This is a genomic window from Oribacterium sp. P9, from assembly GCF_046365365.1.
Classification (GTDB): Bacteria; Bacillota; Clostridia; order Lachnospirales; family Lachnospiraceae; genus Oribacterium.
Genome location: NZ_JBKEIS010000015.1, coordinates 13,934 through 33,455 on the forward strand (window position 1 = coordinate 13,934; position 19,522 = coordinate 33,455).

The window sequence follows — 19,522 nt, forward strand, 5'->3', positions numbered from 1 at the left end:
GGGCCTGGGGAAAAAAGACATTAACCAAGTTTGACGATATCGCGCTCTGAATAGAATATGACATTATGTTTTTTCGCAATAAAAGAGCATCAGAAAAAAGGGCATTAGATTTTCGAAAGATTTGACACAAAACCGGTCATAATAAGAAAAGGGACATTACCTGAGGTAATGTCCCTTTTCTAAAAGGAAGCTCTATTGCGTCAAAATAAGGAAAAACAGCCCATGAAGCAGGGCGATGTTTGAGAAAACATAATGCCCGGATTTTTTCAGGACACCTATTGCGAAAAAGCATAATGCCTGAAATCTTCAGAGACACCTATTGCGAAAAATCTTAGAGTTTCCAGCGGGTCAGCGGTTCCTCGACATCGCAGATGCGGTTCTTATAGCCGGCAGCACAGTCGAGGGCGAGGAACTTCTTCGGTAGTCCCTTTTCGCCGAAGTTATGCATCGGGAAGATCCGATCGGCGTCGGCATAGTGCATGAAATCCTCGATGCCCTTCCACCAGCCATTGAGGCGAGGATCGAGGGGGATAAAGGCGGCTGTGAAATGTCGTCCGCGGATGCGCTCGAGTTCTTCGTGGTAGATGTCCGCGAGCTTCTGATCCTCCACATCGCCGTCCCACCACCAGTTGTTGAGATCACCGGCATGGTAGATGCGGAGGTCGCCGAGCCGGACGATGAACGCGACGCCCTCATCATTCGAGTGGAGAGTGTCGATGGAAACGTCGATGATCGAAGCATCTGTGATACTATGTACGTTCGGTGCATCCGGTGCCTTATCATCCATTCTCGCCTCTGATGTAGGATGAGGCTTCATCGAAGTTTCGCTCGCCCGCAGGATGCCTGCACGAAAGACAGCTTCCTGTTGTTTTGTGTCCATCGGCTGAACCAGCTTGTCAGCGGATGTCGGCACTACAGCTGCCCGCCCGCCTGCGAGCTGGATGAGACGGTGCTCGTGTGGAAGCATTGAACAGGTGAAAGGCTGAACGGCCGCCGGTACCGGGATGTCAGCCGAGAGTACGAAGAAAGACCTCGGATATCGCTCGTGCAGTGTGAAAATCTCCTTCGAAAAGTGATCAGGGTGCGCGTGGCTGTTAAAGAGTAGCAGCGGTTTTACAGGATCCAGCTCTGGAAGCTGTACGTCACCACAGTAGTAGTCAAACAACATATAGCATTCCGCTGTTTCGACCAGAAAACAAGAGTGTTCGATGTAGGTGATTTTCATTTCATACCTTCTTTCAGAGAATATGGGAATGCCCATCACGGAATCAGATGGCATCTGTCTGTATGCTCATATAATACGACATCGGCAGGCGTAAGAGCAAGGTCTGAAAGAGTCCCTGAAACATAACGAACAGGGTTTGACCGCTGCCGTTGAAATGGAACCCATCATACGGAATAGAATGGCAGTCAGCATGCCTGCACTTATAAATAAACGCCTTTTAACTATAGGATTAATCTATAACTGATTCGAAATATCCGGTATTAGGCATGATCAAACGGAGGTGTTATGATGATTTCATCACGTAAGAAAAGGTTACCCGAAAGGAGACGATATTATGGCAGAGTACAAGCTTTGGGATGCATTAAAGGAAGCAAAGAAGTATAAGTGGGTGGAGCTTTCCCACTCATTAAACAACGAGAGTCCGTACTGGTCGGGCATCCCGGAGGGCTCGGTCGAGCTGGGCACGACGGTGTGGGACTGGGGCAAGCCGGAGCTGGAGTGCCTGATCCAGACCTTCAAGTTCCCGGGTCAGTTCGGTACCCACATCGATTTCCCGGGACACTTCGTGCGGGGACGAGCACTGTCCGAGCAGTACGACGTGCATGATCTCATCTTCCCGCTGGTGGTCATCGACATTTCCGAGCAGGCGAAGCAGGATCCGCGCTACACGGTAACGGTCGACGACATTCGCGCATATGAGGCGCAGTACGGCGAGATCCCGGAGGGGGCACTGGTGGCACTTCGCAGCGACTGGTACAAGAAGTGGCCGGATATCGACGCACTGTCCGGCATCGATGCCGACGGCCATGAGAATGCACCGGGCTGGTCGCTCGAGGCACTCAAGTACATCTATGAGGTCCGCCACGCCGCCGCCAATGGCCACGAGACCCTCGACACGGATTCGTCCGCGGTCGCCGAGGCAGAGGGTGATCTCGCCTGCGAGCGTTATGTCCTCGACCAGGGCAAGCTTCAGGTAGAAGTCCTCGCGAACCTCGATCAGGTGCAGCCTGCTGGCGCCGTCGTCCTCATTTCCTACCCGCGCATCGAAGGTGCGACCGGCCTCCCGGCACGTGTCTGGGCCATCACGGAGTGATGCGCATCGCACCTGGTGACCAACTGCCGGAGACCCTTTCAGGCCAATGCCTCCATCCGGCACCCGCCCTGGAGTTTCTGGATATCCATAGATCATGAAATACAAAACCGGGAGTGTATCACTACGATGCACTCCCGGTTTGTGTCATGTTTAACCTTCCGGCTTAAGAATTTCGTAAGGGGGTCTGACCCCATAAACTCCAAGTTTAGATTTTGTTTAGAAAAATTTAATGGGGTCAGACCCCGTCAGTTCTGCGCCTCGGCCTGGATCTTCCGCATGATGCGGCGGAAGAGGAGGACCGAGAGGACAGCGGCGGTGGCTTCGGTGATCCAGAAGGCGTGCCATACGCCGGCGGCGCCGATCGCCTGACTCAGGACATAGGCGAGTGGCAGGAGCACGACGATATTGCGAGCGAGGGAGATCACGAGGGACTCCGCGCCCTTGCCGAGGCCCTCGAGGACGCCGGAGATGGTGACGGAGACGCCGGAAAGCATGAAGCCGCGGCAGATGATGAGCAGCGCCTCGCGCCCCAGCTGGATGGTGTCAGCATTGGACGCAAAAATCCCGATGAGCTGGTTCGGCAGCAGAATGCAGAGCAGCGTGCCGATCACCATGACGCCGCTCACCATCGCGAGTCCGGTGCGGAAAATCGCCTTCAGCCGCCGGAACTCGCCGGCACCGTAGTTGTAGCTGCAGATCGGTCGCATGCCCTGGACGATCCCGTTGGCAGTGAGGTAGATGAAGGTCTGCAGCTTGTAATACGCGCCGAGCACGAGCACATAAGACGCGGAGTAGACGGCGAGGATGCCGTTCAGTACGGTGATCATCAGGGAGGACAGCGCCAGATTGAGGGCTGCCGGGATGCCAATGCTGTAGACCTTTACGAGGGTGGCGCCGACCTGATGCATCTTCCGCGGAGCGATGCGAATCGGGATGTTCGCGAGGTCGCGGTAGTAGACGACGAGGTAGATGAGGAGGGAGACGACCTGTCCGATGCCGGTCGCCCAGGCCGCGCCGGCGATTCCCATGGCCGGGATCGGACCGAAGCCGAAGATCATGATCGGGTCGAGCACGATATTGACGAGACAGCCGATCAGCATGCTGATCATCGAAACCTTCATGCGGCCGATCGCCTGGAACATCTTCTCATAGGAAATCGCGGCAGCATTCGGCACACCGAAAAGGAAGACGATACGTGCATACTCGGTGCCCAGGCGGATGGTGTCAGCATTGTCCGAAAATCGTCCTACGAAGGCCGACATCCCGAAGATGCAGAGCACGCTGATGAGGATGCCGTGAAGGATGTTTCCGAGAAGACCGAGGGTCGCGGCGGTGTTCGCCTGTTTCTGAAGCCCCGCGCCGAGCGAATACGCGATCACGGCGTTCATGCCGATGCCGTAGCCGACCGTCACCGCGATGAGCAGATTTTGCGCCGGGTAGACGAGGGACAGCGCGGTCATCGCCTGCTCGCTGATACGCGCGACGTAGTAGCTGTCGATGATGTTGTAGAGCGAGTTCACGAGCATGGAAATCGTCATCGGAATCGCCATGGAAATCACGAGCGGCACGATCGGACGCTCCTTCATAAATGTCTGGTCCATAAGTTCTCCTTTACTTCATTATAGTAGCTGCACATCCTGGCTTCCCGGGACGACTGGGGGTCTGACCCCGTCATGGCCCCGGAACAGGGATGCCGAATGTCCGATGGGGTCAGACCCCGCGGCTGCCGGGCATCATCTTAAGAATTTCGTAAAGGGGTCTGACCCCATAAACTTCCTCTTTAGATTTTGTTTAGAAAAATTTAATGGGGTCAGACCCCGTTTTCGGCGCAAAAAAAGGCCACGCAGCGGGGAGAGCCTCCCGGCTGTGTGGCGAAAAATAAAGCGCGCATTGTCGCTTCAGAAAAATCCACTCCATTACATGGTTTTGGAGTATTAATGTACCATTGATGGAATTCATTTGTCAAGGTGGAATCACGCTTCCGCCAGAATTCAAGATGATTTCTGCTCAAAAATGAAAAAAATTTTCGTGCAATCTGCATGAAAATTTCGAAATATCTAAAATTCCGAAAATTGATTTCACAAAAACTATTGAATATTAAATTTCAGAAGACTAAGATGGAAATTAATAAAAGCAGTGGAGGGGGATATGTCCATGCAATTCCGTATGGCCTTAGTATGTCCACTGCGCTAAGGAGGCTTGTATGATTAGCTTTTTCTTATGTCTGATCGCACTCGTCGCCGGCTATTTTACCTATGGTAAGCTCGTCGACAGCACCTTCGGACCGGATGACCGTGAAACACCGGCCGTCAGAATCAATGATGGCGTCGATTACGTCGTCATGCCACAGTGGAAGCTGTTCCTGGTTCAGCTTCTGAACATCGCCGGCCTCGGCCCGATCTTCGGTGCCCTGCAGGGTGCACTCTGGGGCCCGGTTGTTTTCCTGTGGATCACCTGTGGTACCATCTTCGCCGGTGGTGTCCATGATTACTTCTCCGGTATGCTTTCCGAGCGAAACAACGGTGGCTCCATCTCGGAGGTCACTGGTAAGTATCTCGGTGGTGCTATGAAGAACGTCATGCGTGTATTCTCGGTCGTTCTCCTCGTCATGGTCGGTACCGTATTTGCGAAGGGCCCGGCCAGCCTGATCGTCAAGATGATCGATCCGGCAGGCACCGGCACCGGACTGCTGGCGAACGGTTCCTTCTGGCTCGCCATCATCCTGCTGTACTACTTCATCGCCACCTTCATCTCGATCGATGCCATCATCGGACGTATCTACCCGATCTTCGGTATCTGCCTGATCGCGATGGCTGTCGGTGTTATCTTCGGTATCATGACGAATCCGGCCTACACGATCCCTGAGATCTGGACGAACTTCTACAACATGCACCCGAAGGGAACCCCGATCTGGTCCTTCATGTTCATCACCGTCGCCTGCGGCGCGATTTCCGGATTCCATTCTACCCAGTCCCCGCTGATGGCACGTTGCCTGAAGAGCGAGAAGCAGGGCCACTTCGTATTCTACGGCGCGATGGTCGGCGAAGGCATCATCGCCCTCGTATGGGCCGCTGCCGGCTGCGCGATCTATGAGAAGACCGGTGGACTTTCGACCGGACTGCAGGAGAGCCTCGCAGGTGGTCAGTCTGCCGCCGTTTACGACGTCTGCGTCAAGACCATGGGCTCCGTCGGTGTCGCACTCGCGATGCTCGGCGTCATCGCCTGCCCGATCACCTCTGGTGATACCGCCTTCCGTTCCGCACGTCTGACCATCGCCGACTGGGCTGGCCTCGACATGAAGAACTGGAAGACGAGGTTAATGCTGACGATCCCGGTACTCGGTGCCGGTGCCATCATTTCCCAGCTCGACTACACCATCGTATGGCGTTACTTCAGCTGGACGAACCAGACCCTCGCGATGATCGTCCTCTGGGCCGCATCGATGTACCTCTTCCGCGAGAAGAAGAACTACTGGATCACCGCTGTACCGGCGACCTTCATGAGCGCCGTCAGCGCGACCTACTTCATCCTCGCTCCGGAGTGTCTCGGTGGCTTCGTGAACCAGAAGACTGCAGAGGGCGCGACGATCTACAACACCATGGTCGCTTATCCGATCGGCATCATCGTCGCCATTCTCTTCCTCGGTCTCTTCCTGAAGGCTACGAAGAAGCCTGCGAAGGCCTGAAAACGCATCACCTTCTTTCCCGCACCGAGCCGCCTGCATCCCTCCATCTGGCTTCGGCCAATGCTTCCATCAGGATGCGCTCACGCGGGGGAGTTCATGAAAAACTTCACCCTATGTTGACCAATGCATCCACCCGGATGCGCTGACGCGGGGAAGTCAACTGACAACCGAATATTCATGCGAAAGGCGGAGGTGGTGGCACTTCCGCCTTTTCTTTAAATGCATACTGCATCATGCGAAATCTCTTTACACCACCCGCTGCCGTGCTAGGATTACATGTAAAGAATCATATGCGATCTATGCAGCGGATCATATCCGGGTACGAATAAAAAAATGCCGTGTATCAGGATATGAAGAACATGGATGCGACTGCATATATCCGAATACCAAACTATCAAACAGCAAAGGATTGACGAAATTATGGGAATGTTTTTATCAGCCGTGGCCACGGACCTGTCTCCGGAGGAACTGAATATCGAAAAGAAGCACATGGTGAAGATCGGGCGTCTCGGCGTCAGCGATCGGGCCGTGTTCCTGTCCTCGCTGATGCTGGACCGGAGCCGTTACGTCCTCTTCACGGACATGAACCGCATCTTCAAGCAGGTCGCGATGTCGAAGGGCGGCTTCACCGGCAAGGGGATCTTCGGCAGTATGGCGTACATCGTCGTGGAGCTGAAGAGCGGGCACCAGATCCGCTGTGCTGTGCAGGCTGAGCCGTTCGCGGACACGCTTCTCGAGGAGGTCGCGAAGCGCTGTCCGGAGCTCCCGACCCACAGCCGCGAGGCCGAGCAGAAGCTGCGTGCCGCGGAAGAGGAAGAGAAGCGGCGCTACGCCGAGCACCTCACGCCGGCTGCCGAAGCAACGATCGAGAAGCTCGAGGCGGAGAAGGCGACGCTTGAGAAGCAGCCGGCACTGTACCGCCAGCTCTCCGCGTCTGCGAAGCAGCTCCGCATCGTCCAGCGCGTGAATCCGAGCGCGAAATGGGTGGCCCTCGTCGTCCTCATCATGGCCATCTGCGCGACGGCCTTCGGCATTGTCCGACTCCTGCAGGGCGGTACGACCGCGATCTACGTCGTGTTCTTCGGCTTCGCGATCATCTTTCTGCTCGCCGCGTCGCGTGTGCTGCCGAACGCACAGAACAACGTGCAGAAGGTGCGTGAGGCCAATGCTTCTGCCGTCGAGCAGATGGAGCACGCGCTCGTCGGTGAAGCCCTTGACGTGCCGGCCCGCTATGCCCACCCGGTTGTGATCGAACGCATGATCCGCGTGATCCGCGAGGGCCGCGCTGAAACACCGGCGGACGCCCTCGCCCTCGTGAAGAAGGACCTGCAGGCCCTGAACTCGAGCGTCACCGTCTCGCAGAAGGAGTACGATGAAGTCGTCGAAATCAAACCTATGTTTCTGAACTTCGATTACGAGTAGTGGGACGAGATGTGAATATGAAAGTGAAAGAGAATTTAATTCAATTACTTCAGAAGGATGGCGTGGATTCGGATCTTCTGAATAAGGCGCAGGCGTATGCTTCCGATGCATCCGTATTAACACAGGAGTTGGTGGCGAGAATCCCGACGCCGGAGTGTCCGTATTATGGCAGGGAGATCTGGGAGGCGGCGATCGCGGCGCTTCTCAGCGGGCGAAATCTGTTGCTGTCGGGGCCGAAGGCGACGGGCAAGAACATCCTCTGCGAGAATCTGGCGGCGCTGTTTGAGCGCCCGGTGTGGGATGTGTCCTTCCATGTGGGGATGGATGCGGCGTCGATGATCGGGGCGGACAGCTTCGATGGAAGTCGAGTCGTGTTCAAACCGGGGCCGGTCTACCTCGCGGGTAAATACGGCGGCTTCGCGGTGCTCGACGAGATCAACATGGCGAAGAACGAGGCGCTGGCGGTGCTGCACAGTGTGCTGGATCACCGGCGGGTCATCGATGTGCCGGGCTATGAGCGGCTGCAGCTGCATCCGGCGACACGTTTCATCGCGACGATGAACTACGGCTACGAAGGCACGCGCGAGCTCAATGAGGCGCTGGCGTCGCGTTTTCTCGTCATCGCGATGCCGATCATCTCGGAGGAGAACCTCTGCCGTGTGCTCGAGGGTCGCTTCCTGACGATCCGGAAGAGCTGGCGTGACCAGTTTGTGAAGCTCTTTTATGAGCTGAATGACAAGGCGGAGCACGCGGAGATTTCGGAGCGGGCGGTGGACCTGCGCGGCCTGCAGGATGCGATCGGCCTCATGCAGTTCGGTATCTCGATCCGCACGGCCCTCGACATGGGCATCGTCAACAAGTGCTTCGACCCACATGAGCAGCAGCTGATCCGCGACGTGATCACTGCACGGATCCCGGACCGCGGCGGGAGAGAAGTATTTGACTGAGGTGAGGTATGGCTGGAACAGAAGACGAGCGGAAAAGAGCGGAAAATCTGGTGTGGACGGCAGCGGGAGACTATGCCTTCACGCCGGATTTTCTGTCGTTTACAGAGGATGGCAGCGCGGACCTCTACATGAACCTCGTCATCGGGCTCGCGCATAAGTGGCTCGGTCGCCCGACGGAGGCGCTGCTCGAGGAGGTGTCCCGGAGTCGGCGTGCGGCGATCCTCAGTGACACCCTCTGGCTCGGCATCGAGTCCTACGTCTATGCGCGTGAGCTGCCGTCCCGTCCCGCACTTGAGACGCTTCGTGTGCAGCATGCCGAGGCGTATTTCGCGCACCTTCAGAATCTCAATCGCCAGCAGTGGATGGCGGAAAACAAGCGCCTCCTCGACCAGCAGACGATCCGCTGGAGCCGCGTGCTCGGCCGGAAAACGCGGGTGTACGCGCCCGACCGCAGGGCCCTCGCTGCTGCCCTCGAGCTCGATCCGACCCTCCGTGCGGATGAGGTGGCCGCCACCCTTCGCGCGATCCTCACGCGCTTTTTCGCCTACCGCGGAGAGGCGGAAGTGAAGCCCGTGCACATTCGCCTGAACACGGTGGAGGCCTGGATTCTGCAGCACGTTTTCAGGACCGAGCACCAGCACACCGACACGTTGATGATGAAAAACACCTACGCGGCCAATGCCTCCGCCGGGACGCCGGTGGCGTCGGATGGCAAGCACGGCGGCGCAGGGGCAATGGGTGATCGTGCCTACATCACGGCCTGCTTCGGACGCTCGCTGTATACGGACGAGGAGCTGCAACAGCTCGAGGCGCGGCTCTGCGTCGGCGGGCACCGCGGCTGCCACGTGTATGTGACGGATGGGAAGTTCGGTATGGGCTCTTCAGATGGTCTGACCTGGTTGCGCGAGAAATCTGGTGCACAGATGAACGACATCACCCGGACAAATCAGAGAACGGAAGATGGGGCAGGAAAAGCTTCGGGGTCAGGCACCCGGACAGACGTGGCAGCGCCACGTGGCGGTTTTTTCGACTCTGAAACGGCGAAGGTGCGGCAGGACAGCGCGCAGCAGGCGCTGGCGAACCGGCGCTTTTTCGAGTCGGAGGGAGAGCTTGCGCGTTCACTCGTGCGACGCCTTTCGGCGCGCCTCGAGCTCACGCTGTCGGATCTTCGGGAGAACGTCGCAGTGCATGCCCCTGTGGGCCGCCTCGATCCGGTGCGCGCCTGGCGCATGCCGGTCGTGCATGACCCGGATGTCTTCGAAAAGCAGCGCCCGGAGCGGGAGATGCCGCTCGATGTGACGCTGCTGCTCGACGCCAGCGCTTCCCGCATGCAGATGCAGGAGCAGCTCGCTGCCGAGGCCTGGATCCTCGCGGAAGCGCTGAAAAACTGCCACATGCCGGCCGCTGTCTGGAATTTCCGCTCGCTCCGCGGCTACACTGTCCTTGAGAAGATGAAGGACTTCTCCGAGCGGGACTGCGCGCACCTCTTTCATTTCTATGCCGCCGGCTGGAACCGCGACGGCCTCGGCCTGCGCCTCGCCGCGGAGGAGCTCCTGCACGGAAGTGGTCGCAGCTTCGCTGCGTCTCATGTACCGGACAGCAGCAGGACCGGTGATGGAGACACAGGTGCACGTATCCGCGGCGGATCCGAATGTCGGACAGCAGATGCACGCATCCGTGACGCAGCCGCTGCCGGACATTCGAATGGCCGAAAACACATCCTGATCGTCCTGACGGATGCGAGCCCGGATGACTCGACGCGCCTTTCCGCTTGTGAGAAGTACCCCTTCGGCAGTGCCTATGAAGGCCGCCCGGCGGTCGATGACGCCGCCGACGCCATCGCGGAGATGCGCGCCCAAGGCATCCTCGTGTACGGACTTTTCCTGGGACGCACGGAAAACCTCGGGAACCTCAGCCTCATGTATGGCCATCATCAGGTTCGGATTCACGACATTGCCCAGCTCGCCCGCGCCGCCGGCGAGATCTTCACGAAGGCCGTCGAAGAACTGTAAAACAGGTAAACAAAAAAGCGATGACTCAAAAGGAGAGTCATCGCTTTTTTGTTTACTTCACTACCGGACGCACGATCATGCTCTTATCGCCGTGCGGGTTCTCGGCCTTCACGAGGGTGATGCGGAGATCATCATCGACCACGAAGGTGTAGATCATGGTGTCATCCGGCTCTGCGCCGGCCTTACCGTAGTTGAAGGTGACGGTCACGGTGCCGAGTGCGTTCGGGGTGAGCATGAAACGGGTGGTGCCATCATTGATATTCATGGTATCGGACGGATCCTTCGCTGTGTAGGTCTTCTCGACATCGAGGATGTTGTTATCTATGGTGTAGCTCCAGTCCTCGCCGATCGTCGGATTCGAGAAGAAATCGAAGCGCGCCCAGTGGTTCGCGGCTTCCAGGGTCATGATGCCACCCGCCTCCTCGGTATCATAGTAGTTGATCTGAAGATCCGACGCGTCAGCGCTGGTATATGCGCCATCGAGCGCCATGCCCGCCTCCTGATTTGCGTCGGTGTTCGTGTATGCGTCATCGAACGCCATGCCTGCCTCCGGCTTCGCTGCTTCCTGATTCATATCCGCGGTCGGTACGGATGGACCGCTGGTTTCTGTCTCGGTGGTCTTCGGTGTCACGCCCTGCGCCTTCACACCCGCACACGCCGTCGTCGCGACCGTCGCGATCAGGATCCCCGCGAGGAGGATGCTCTTCATGCTGCTGTTGATCATATTCTTTCTCATAGTATTATTTCCTTTCGTTTTTGAATCGGATATCCTGTTTTCTGTTCCTTACATCCTTAATCACCGAAGAAGAGAAGGATGGGTCACAGGAATTATTTTTATTTTTGCATAATTCTAAATCTGAATGCTTCATTCGATATCCACCTCGTCAAAACCCGTGAGATCGTTGTCGGAAATACCGAGGCGCCGGTTCATTTCTTCTTCGGAAATCAAAGAGGCAGGATCGAAGTGCGCCATACGTTCAGAGGCAACAGCGAGCAGACGAGCATCATTTAGCTCCTCCATCAACGAATCTCTAACCTGTACTGGTGTTAATTGCATTTATAATAATACCTCCATATATCGTCACACATTCATCGCTCCATATTATACCAAGCTTTCGTGCTTATATTGTGATTTATATTAGCATGAAGGTCAAGGCGATAGCGAGCGGGCGTGAGACACCGCCAAGCATATTTTTTGAGTGACCCAACCCTTGCTTATGTGTAACAGTTCAGACACCCACGGCTCCCCTTGGGAAGTTTGAGTCTGCTCCTCATTCGCCCAGCTGAGCCAGTCTCGTCGCCGCATACTTAATGTCACAGAGTTTTATATTTCTTATTCTGTGAAATAATCTAATGTCACAGATCACTGAAATTAATGATTTGTAAAAGTCACTTAATGGCACGAACCTTTAAAATGCCCTGTTTGTTACAAACTCCAGAAAACATAATGGCATCGCTCTTTGAAATCCTTTCTTTGCGAAAATCATCTAATGGCTCTCAGCCCGAAAATCGCTTGTTTGTAACAAAGATCAAAAAAACTAATGGCGCAAGAATTCTATAAATGGTTTTTGTGAAAACTTCGGAAACCGTTATGACAGTGATCCGCATGCCGCCTTTCTAAAACTCCGATCACAAGTTTTTCATCCGATTTCACTCCGGTCAGGATGCATTGGCGTCGATTTTTGTTTGTTTGCATGGGGCGGGTCCGATAAGTAAATAGAAAATCTGGGCATAACGGATTCACTCTATTTTCATGGAACATCCGTAAATGAACTGGTGGAGTCGTTTCATAACAGTATCGATAACTATCTTGATTATTGTGCTCAGTGTGGTAAGAAGCCGGAGAAGGAGTTTCGGGGAGTTTTTAATGTGCGGATAAAACCGGAAATGCATCGCTGTGCCGCACTGGAGGCGGCAAAAGAAGGCGTGACGATGAATCAGTTCGTTTCTGAAGCGATTCAGGAGAAACTGGCAGAGAAGGGCGCCGTATATGGGTGAGGGTTATAGGAAACGATGGTAATACGTGTCGACAGCGTCTGGAGGGAAAAGAAAAATGTTGCCTGGAGCAGATGGGAAAAGCGTAAGTAGAATGACAATGTATGTTATGTAAAAAACATGAAGTATTTATATTTTCCGGTTGGTACTTCGAATTTCGAGAAGATTCGAAGTCAAGGATATTACTACGTTGATAAAACGGGGATGATCAAAGAGATTCTTACAGAGCGAACACCTATGGTCATGCTCATCACTCGTCCGCGTCGTTTCGGTAAGACCCTGGGTATGAGCATGCTGGAGGCTTTCTTCGACATCCGGAAGGATCATCGGGCGCTGTTTGAGGGTCTCGAAATCGCATCGTATCCTGCGCTGTGTGCTGCATGGATGAACCGGTATCCGACGGTCTTCATCACGCTTCGGCAGGTGGATGGCCTGAACTTCCAGGATGCGTATGGCCAGCTGCTGTATGAAATCGCGCTTCTGTATCAGGAGCATGCGTATGTTCTGCACGCCCGCCTGGGCGAGTATTTCGGCTTCCTGCAGGAGGAAGTCGACCACATCCTGGAGGATGCCAATGTCTCCGACCGGGCAGATCGTGTGAAGAGATGGTACGATGGCTACCACTTCGGGGATTCGGATGTGTACTGTCCGTGGGATGTGATGAACTATATGCTGGAGCTGCAGCGGGACCCGCAAGCGGAGCCGGTGAGCTACTGGAAAAACACCAGTGATAACGCGATCATCCGTTCCTTCATCGACGTTGCAGGCAGCGACATCACACAGAAGCTGGAGACTCTGATGGCCGGCGGCGTCATCGTTCAGCGTGTGGATGAGAACCTGACCTATGACCTCATCCATTCTTCGGAGGATAATCTCTGGAGTCTGCTGTACCTCAGCGGCTATCTGACCGTCGCGCGTGCTGAAGACATCGAGGGAGAGGTCCCGAAGGGGTGCATTGCCCTGATGATCCCGAATGCAGAGATTTGTGACATCTTCGAAACGACGGTCATGCGCTGGTTCGATGACAGCGCGAAGACGTGGAACCGGACGGCGCTGTTTGATGCCGTGTGGCAGGGCGACAGTGCGACCATCACGAAGGAGATGAATGCGCTGCTTCGCCGGACCATCAGCTACCATGATTACCGCGAGGATTTCTACCATGCGTTCCTCGCCGGTATTTTTACCGGTGCCGGCTATATGGTCGACTCAAATAAGGAACATGGCGAGGGCCGCAGCGACGTGGTCGTGCACGATGGCATCCACGCCCGCGTCGCGATCTTCGAAGCGAAATACACGAAGTCCCTCGGCCAGCTCGAACGTGCGTGCGACGTCGCCCTGCAGCAGATCGATGAGCGCATGTACGCGAAGGAATACGAGGACGACTACGATGAAATCCTGTGCTACGGCATCTCGTTTTTTAAGAAACGGTGTATGGTGAAGAAGAAATAAAAAATCACATTATTATTAATAAAAGTGTGAGAAATATCACACTTTTATATGTATTTGCGTGCATTTCATTTGAAGAAGAGTAGCTGTCATATTTGAGCTATTCTACAGAAACAACAACGCGGAGGACCGATGAGAGTCCTCCGCGTTCTTATTTTAGTATGTGATCCATTCGATCGATCAGGATCGTCTGGAGTCGATGTCTGCGTTATGACTTATTCGTCATCGTCGCCACTGCTGATGGAGAGGCGGCCGTTGCTTGCGATTACCTTGCCGTTGGCATCGGTTTCGTTGATGTTGTAGTCACCAGCGGCCTTGACCTGCGCACCCGGGTTTGCAAAACTGGAAGCGTCCGCTGCGGCTGCAGTGGTCTGTGCAGCGGTCTCGGTACCGGCAGCAGCGGCTGCCTGGGTAGCGGTGGTGCCGTTTGCGGCAGCTGCGGCTGCTGCGCTGCTTACCGTTGTTTCCTCGGTGTCTCCGCCTGGGCCGGCCGCCTTGGACTTACGCTTTGCGTTCTTGCCGACGATGGTAGTTGGCTGTGCACCCGGATGATCGACACCGGCTGCGTATACGCCTGCGTTTGCGTCGGTGACAGGTTCGAGCTCGACCTCATACCACTCGCCGTTATACTTCTCCTCGAGGATACCTTCACTGTTGTAGCGGGTCGGGTTCGTGGTCTCGTACTTCGTGGTCTCTGGAACAGCCTCCTGCGGTGCGAGTACGCCACCCTCCGCTACGACGCCGGAGCCAGGACCGCCGACCGCGATATCGCCATCCTCCATAGCGCCAGCCTGCTGAAGAACAGGGGTACCGTCTGCGTTGGTCTCCTCAACAGCTGCGAGGAGATCCTCGGCGCTCAGCTCGTCTTCGGCGGCCATGGTCTCATACTTATCATAGCTCTCCGGGAGGGCAATGTTTCCACAGATGCTCATACCTGCGAAGGTATCGGCTTCTTCCTTGGTCGCGAACTTGATGGTGACGTGATCCGCGGAAGTGAAGTTATCGTTGATGAGCACGATGTGCTGCTCGGACTCGGCACCGTCGAACTTCACGCTGTGGCGACCGAACGGCTGGCCATCGACGGTCACGTAGACATCATTGTCACCGGTCAGATAATCGTAGTCGAGACCGAGGAGGCCCTGAAGCTTGTTGCCGTCGGCGTCGGTTACGTAATCGGAGAGGATCTCGTAGGTGGTGTCGTTCAGCTTTGCGAAGCTGCTTGCCGGGATATAAGCGAAGCTCTCCAGCTCGGAGATCTTCTCGTCGAGCGGCTGGATGGTCTGGGTTTCACCCTTCTGATCACCAGCGGCAGCGGATGCCCGGATCGCGGACAGGATGACATCGGAAGTGATGTCGTTGCCCTCGTCGTTCTGGTTGATCTGATCCTTTGCGACGGTCTTCTTCACATCCTTACCGGCATCCTCGAAGCCCTTCGCGATGTCGATGGTCTCGCCGAGGTAGTGAGAGGTGATGTTCTTGATGGCGTCTGCATTGGCCGCCGCAGGACCGTCCGGGTTCGTCACGCTGGACGGCTCGATGAGGGAGATGATCTCGATGCCCGGGAACTTCTTATTCAGGGCGCGGATCAGGGCCTCGTAGAAGGCCGGGAAGGTGTCCTGATCGTCGTAGCTTCCGAAGCTCAGCACAGCGGCGTCATACTCGACGTCGGTGGTGAGCTCGTTTGCGATGACGAAGCCGGCGTAGGCACCGTTGTCACCAGCGAGCGCGTAGTTGTTTACGAATACGTTTGACTTAAATGCATCACCGAGCTTCTGAGAGAGCTGCTCGGACCAGCTGTCCTCGAGGTTCGTCGCGCCGTCGCCGTATGCGAAGCCGTCGCCGAGCACGAGTACGTTGACTGCATTGCCGGAATTCAGCTTATCATAGAAATCGCCACGGGTAACCTCGACCGGTGCGGTCTCGACGGTGGTCGTCTCGGCTGCCTCGGTGGAAGCGGCTGCGGTCTCCACTGTGCTGTCACCACCGGTATGGCTGGTTGCGACCGCGATACCCATGAGGATCACGACAGCACCTGCCAGGCCGCCGATGCAGGCCTTCTTATTCTGCTCGAAAAATTCCTTAAAATCCATAATAGTACTTCTCCTTATGAAGTGGTTTCACATTTTCGATATACCGCTACATATTACCCTTTTATCATAGAAAAAACAATTAATTTTATTTGAAGATTTTGTGTTTTAAACGATAACGGTCACCGTGCGGGTTATCCCCTTGAGCATTCACGGCAGGCCGAGCGCGTGCTATGATAATACCTGATTGTTTTACATTCTGAACATTACTTCATCGTGTTGAAAAGATATTCTAAATAAGATATGCGTTTGAAAAACGCGTCGTGGAAATCGCTGTATGGCGCAGGGCTGTCAGATATTTCACGAGTAGAAAATGGGTGCACTATGTTAAAGGACAGGGACATCCGTGAGCCGCTGTTTGCTTTCCTGGAGGAGAGCTACGGGCGCATCCGGATCATCGAGGAAAAGAATATGGGCGGGAGCCGTGCGGATGTCATCATGGTGACACCGGACAGCTTCGTGGGGATCGAGATCAAGTCGGATGCCGATACCTACACGCGACTCGCGGGGCAGGTCGAGGACTACGACCGTTACTTCGACATGAACATCATCGTCGTCGGCACGCGCCACGCGATGCACGTCGAGGAGCATGTGCCGGCGAGCTGGGGCATCATCACCGTCGAGGAGGTCGAGGGACGCGCGGATTTCTATGTGCTGCGCCGCCCGAAGCCGAATCCGGGGATCGATCCGGCGCGGAAGCTGAGCCTTCTCTGGCGTCCGGAGCTGCAGCACATCGTGTATCGTCATCTGAAACATAAGTATGATCGCATCTCGAAGAAAGACGTGATCGAAAAGATCCTTGCGGGTGTGCCGTATGAGACGCTCCGCCTTGAGATGTCGGAGGAGCTGTTCGAGCGCGACTACACCCGCATCTTCGACGAAATCAACCGATTCCGCGTCGAGCGCGAGGGGAAGAAGCCGCGCCGCCGGCGTCGTCAGCTGCACGCAAAGCTTCATCCGGCCAATGCCTCCGACGCAGGATCGTCACCGTCACCGGAAGCATCCGGCGACGAAAAGCCGAAGCACGCCGGCACGACGCGTACGGCCCGTCACCGCAAGCCGAATCTTCATGTGAAGCATGTCGTGAAGGGATGGAAGCGTCCGAAGACCGGTAAAAAATCTACGTAGCAGCATGAGTGAAATGGAAAGGGGAAATATATGGAAAGCTTTTTCGTGGCGGCGAACGCCGTCGTACCGTTTATTTGTTATATGTCGTACGGATATCTGATCCGTCACCTGAGGTTCGGTGATGAGACCTTCTATAAGCGTCTGAACCAGATCGTCTTCAAGGCGTTTTTTCCACTCATGATGTTTAACAGTCTTTATAATTCGAAGGCGGATTTTCAGACGAACACAAAGCTGGCGCTGACCGCGGTCGTGATCCTTCTTGCGGCGATCCTGCTCACCGTTCTGCTGACACCGCTGTTCGTGAAGGGAAACCCGCAGCGAGGCGTCGTGGCCCAGGCCACCTGGCGGTCCAACACCCTGATGTTTGCACTACCCCTCGCCGTCAGCATGTACGGAGAAGAGGCAGGGTCGCTCGCATCGATCGTCATCGCGTGCTGCGTGCCGATCTACAACATCGCGGCGGTCTTCATCCTCGAGTACTTCCGACGGACGGAGGGAGAGAAGACGAGTTCGGCGAAGATGCTCCGGAATATCCTCACGAATCCGCTCATCATCGGTGCCATCGCCGGGATCGTGTTCCGAGCGCTGCATATCTCACTGCCGGCCTGCATCCTGAAGCCGATCAAGTCGATTTCGGATATGACCTCGCCGCTCGCGATCTTCATCTGTGGCGCGACGCTGGTGCTGCCGGACATCCGGAAGAACCTAAAGCTCATCACAATCTGCACCGTGCTGAAGCTCGTCATCCTGCCGGCGATTGTCACGACGATCTGCTACCTCCTCGGCTTCCGCGGCATCGAGCTCTTCATCCTGTTCTCTCTGTACGCGACCCCGCTTGCGAACGCGATCTTCCCGATGAGCCAGAGCATGGGCGGCGACGGCGAGCTCGCCGGGGAAATGCTGGCGATCAGCACCGTGAGCTCCATGTTCACGATCTTCCTCTGGATCATCGCGCTGAATTCCATCGGCATTTTCTGAACATCATCCACGATCAGTCGTAACCGTTCAGGCAGGGGACCCGGAGAGCCGGCAACGGAGGCCATACGTAGAGACCGTTGAAATCAAGCCGGGTCCCTGCCTGAACGATTCCCCACCTAAGATTTTTACAGATTGAAAGAGGTTTTTCGCGTTGACTGTGAAAAACCTCTTTTTTATAATAATAGCTGTATGTGTTAAAATTTTACCACGCGTGCGCGGATATCGTAGCTGCCCTTGTGCTGAAAGCCTATGTTTCGTGGGATTTCGGTGTTTTTCGGGAGTCGGTACCATGGACGACCGCGGCGGCAAGGAGGAAAAGATGGATCTTTCGTACAAGGAGAATGCGCTGAAGGCATTTGAGGAGAAATTTGGTGATACGAATGGCGTGAAGTGTTACTTCGCACCAGGCCGTGTCAATCTGATCGGTGAGCATACGGACTACAATGGTGGTCACGTTTTCCCGTGCGCACTGACCATCGGTACCTATGCGGCCGCCCGTCGTCGTGCGGATCGGAAGCTTCGTTTCTACAGCGTGAACCTGAGCAGCAACGGTGTCATCGAGACTTCCCTCGACGAGTTCAATCCACTGAAGGAAGAGCGCTGGATCACCTACCCGATGGGTGTGATGTGGGCGTTTGAGAAGCGTGGCTTCAAGCTCGAGAGTGGCCTCGACATCGTGGTCAACGGTAACATCCCGAACGGCTCGGGCCTCAGCTCCAGTGCCTCCCTCGAGGTGCTGACCGGCTTTATCATCCGTGATCTGTTCGGCTTTACAGAGGTCACAAATGTGGACCTCGCCCTGATCGGTCAGGACGCCGAGAACAACTACGCCGGCATGAACTGCGGTATCATGGATCAGTTCGCGAGTGCGATGGGTAAGAAGGATAACGCCATCTTCCTCGACTGCGCGACGCTGAACTATGAGTACGCACCGGTCGTGCTGGACGGCATGAAGCTCGTCGTGACGAATACCAATAAGAAGCATAAGCTCGTCGGCTCCGCCTACAACGATCGCCGTCGTGAGTGCGAGGAGGCACGCGAGATCCTCGCGAAGGAGTGCGGTATCCAGACCCTCGGTGATCTGTCCAATGCTGACTTCGAGGCACATAAGGCCGCCCTCACGGATCCGATCGTCCAGAAGCGTGCGATGCATGCGGTTTATGAAAACAACCGTGCCATCGAGGCTGTGGCAGATCTCAAGGCCGGCAACATCGAGGCGTTCGGAAAGCTCATGAATGCATCCCATGTCTCTCTCCGCGATGACTTCGAGGTCAGCTGCGAGGAGCTTGACGTCCTCGTCGAGGAGGCATGGAAGGTGCCGGGTGTCATCGGCTCCCGTATGACCGGCGGCGGCTTCGGCGGCTGCACCGTCTCCATCGTAAAGGACGACGCCATCGAGACCTTCGAGAAGCAGGTCGGCGAGGCGTATAAGAAGCGGATCGGCTATGACTGCACCTTCTACGTGGTCAGCATCGGCGATGGCCCTTCCATTATTTAATTTAAG

The 19,522-nt window shown here is 55.6% G+C and carries 14 protein-coding genes and 1 pseudogene; 10 read left to right on the plus strand and 5 right to left on the minus strand.

The features are described 5' to 3' along the window. Window positions 1-331 precede the first annotated feature (331 nt). Window positions 332-1,225, minus strand: coding sequence for an MBL fold metallo-hydrolase (locus ACK8P7_RS08765; RefSeq protein ID WP_410043831.1), 894 nt, complete (start codon window positions 1,223-1,225; stop codon window positions 332-334). Between the two features lie 334 nt (window positions 1,226-1,559). Here ACK8P7_RS08765 and ACK8P7_RS08770 point away from each other — a divergent pair, with 334 nt between their 5' ends. Then, complete coding sequence (locus ACK8P7_RS08770; protein WP_410043832.1) at window positions 1,560-2,318, plus strand: cyclase family protein; 759 nt, start codon at window positions 1,560-1,562, stop codon at window positions 2,316-2,318. 245 nt (window positions 2,319-2,563) lie between these two features. On the opposite strand, the gene ACK8P7_RS08775 is transcribed toward ACK8P7_RS08770, so the two are convergent. After that, the gene (locus ACK8P7_RS08775) at window positions 2,564-3,919 is read right to left on the minus strand and encodes an MATE family efflux transporter (protein WP_410043833.1); all 1,356 of its coding nucleotides are present in this window, start codon (window positions 3,917-3,919) and stop codon (window positions 2,564-2,566) included. A gap of 602 nt (window positions 3,920-4,521) precedes the next feature. On the opposite strand from ACK8P7_RS08775, the gene ACK8P7_RS08780 reads away from it, so the two are divergent. The 4 genes from ACK8P7_RS08780 to ACK8P7_RS08795 all read left to right on the plus strand — a co-directional run bounded on the left by ACK8P7_RS08780 (window position 4,522) and on the right by ACK8P7_RS08795 (window position 10,384). Beyond that, on the plus strand, window positions 4,522-6,003 hold the full coding sequence (locus tag ACK8P7_RS08780) for a carbon starvation protein A (protein ID WP_410043834.1): 1,482 nt from the start codon (window positions 4,522-4,524) through the stop codon (window positions 6,001-6,003). Window positions 6,004-6,423: 420 nt separating this feature from the next. Beyond that, complete coding sequence (locus ACK8P7_RS08785) at window positions 6,424-7,425, plus strand: ATPase P (protein ID WP_410043835.1); 1,002 nt, start codon at window positions 6,424-6,426, stop codon at window positions 7,423-7,425. 17 nt (window positions 7,426-7,442) lie between these two features. Further along, window positions 7,443-8,372 carry an AAA family ATPase gene (locus ACK8P7_RS08790; RefSeq protein ID WP_410043836.1) on the plus strand — a complete coding sequence of 310 codons (930 nt, stop codon included), beginning with the start codon at window positions 7,443-7,445 and terminating at the stop codon, window positions 8,370-8,372. Between the two features lie 8 nt (window positions 8,373-8,380). Then, window positions 8,381-10,384 (plus strand): hypothetical protein, encoded by a 2,004-nt coding sequence (locus ACK8P7_RS08795; RefSeq protein WP_410043837.1) that lies wholly within the window; start codon window positions 8,381-8,383, stop codon window positions 10,382-10,384. Window positions 10,385-10,436: 52 nt separating this feature from the next. On the opposite strand, the gene ACK8P7_RS08800 is transcribed toward ACK8P7_RS08795, so the two are convergent. Both ACK8P7_RS08800 and ACK8P7_RS08805 read right to left on the minus strand, forming a co-directional pair. Beyond that, a complete protein-coding gene (locus ACK8P7_RS08800) occupies window positions 10,437-11,120 on the minus strand; it encodes a hypothetical protein (protein ID WP_410043838.1) in 684 nt (227 codons plus the stop codon). Between the two features lie 129 nt (window positions 11,121-11,249). Beyond that, window positions 11,250-11,441: a hypothetical protein gene (locus ACK8P7_RS08805; RefSeq protein WP_410043839.1), complete on the minus strand. Its 192-nt coding sequence runs from the start codon at window positions 11,439-11,441 to the stop codon at window positions 11,250-11,252. A gap of 719 nt (window positions 11,442-12,160) precedes the next feature. On the opposite strand from ACK8P7_RS08805, the gene ACK8P7_RS08810 reads away from it, so the two are divergent. Together ACK8P7_RS08810 and ACK8P7_RS08815 are read left to right on the plus strand one after the other, a co-directional pair. Next, on the plus strand, window positions 12,161-12,382 hold the full coding sequence (locus ACK8P7_RS08810) for a type II toxin-antitoxin system HicB family antitoxin (RefSeq protein ID WP_410043840.1): 222 nt from the start codon (window positions 12,161-12,163) through the stop codon (window positions 12,380-12,382). Between the two features lie 117 nt (window positions 12,383-12,499). Further along, on the plus strand, window positions 12,500-13,828 hold the full coding sequence (locus tag ACK8P7_RS08815) for an AAA family ATPase (RefSeq protein ID WP_410043841.1): 1,329 nt from the start codon (window positions 12,500-12,502) through the stop codon (window positions 13,826-13,828). Window positions 13,829-14,040: 212 nt separating this feature from the next. Here the strand turns inward: ACK8P7_RS08815 and ACK8P7_RS08820 are convergent, their stop codons facing one another. Then, entirely contained in the window at window positions 14,041-15,915 is a 1,875-nt protein-coding gene (locus ACK8P7_RS08820) for an SGNH/GDSL hydrolase family protein (RefSeq protein ID WP_410043842.1), read from the minus strand. A gap of 321 nt (window positions 15,916-16,236) precedes the next feature. Between ACK8P7_RS08820 and ACK8P7_RS08825 the strand changes: the two are divergent. From ACK8P7_RS08825 to ACK8P7_RS08835, 3 genes and pseudogenes are all read left to right on the plus strand, one after another. Beyond that, a pseudogene (locus ACK8P7_RS08825) lies at window positions 16,237-16,845 on the plus strand (sce7726 family protein); the annotation flags it as partial. 225 nt (window positions 16,846-17,070) lie between these two features. After that, window positions 17,071-18,018, plus strand: a complete 948-nt coding sequence (locus tag ACK8P7_RS08830) for an AEC family transporter (protein ID WP_410043843.1) — start codon at window positions 17,071-17,073, stop codon at window positions 18,016-18,018. 289 nt (window positions 18,019-18,307) lie between these two features. Next, window positions 18,308-19,516 (plus strand): galactokinase, encoded by a 1,209-nt coding sequence (locus ACK8P7_RS08835; RefSeq protein WP_410043844.1) that lies wholly within the window; start codon window positions 18,308-18,310, stop codon window positions 19,514-19,516. Window positions 19,517-19,522: the final 6 nt, after the last annotated feature.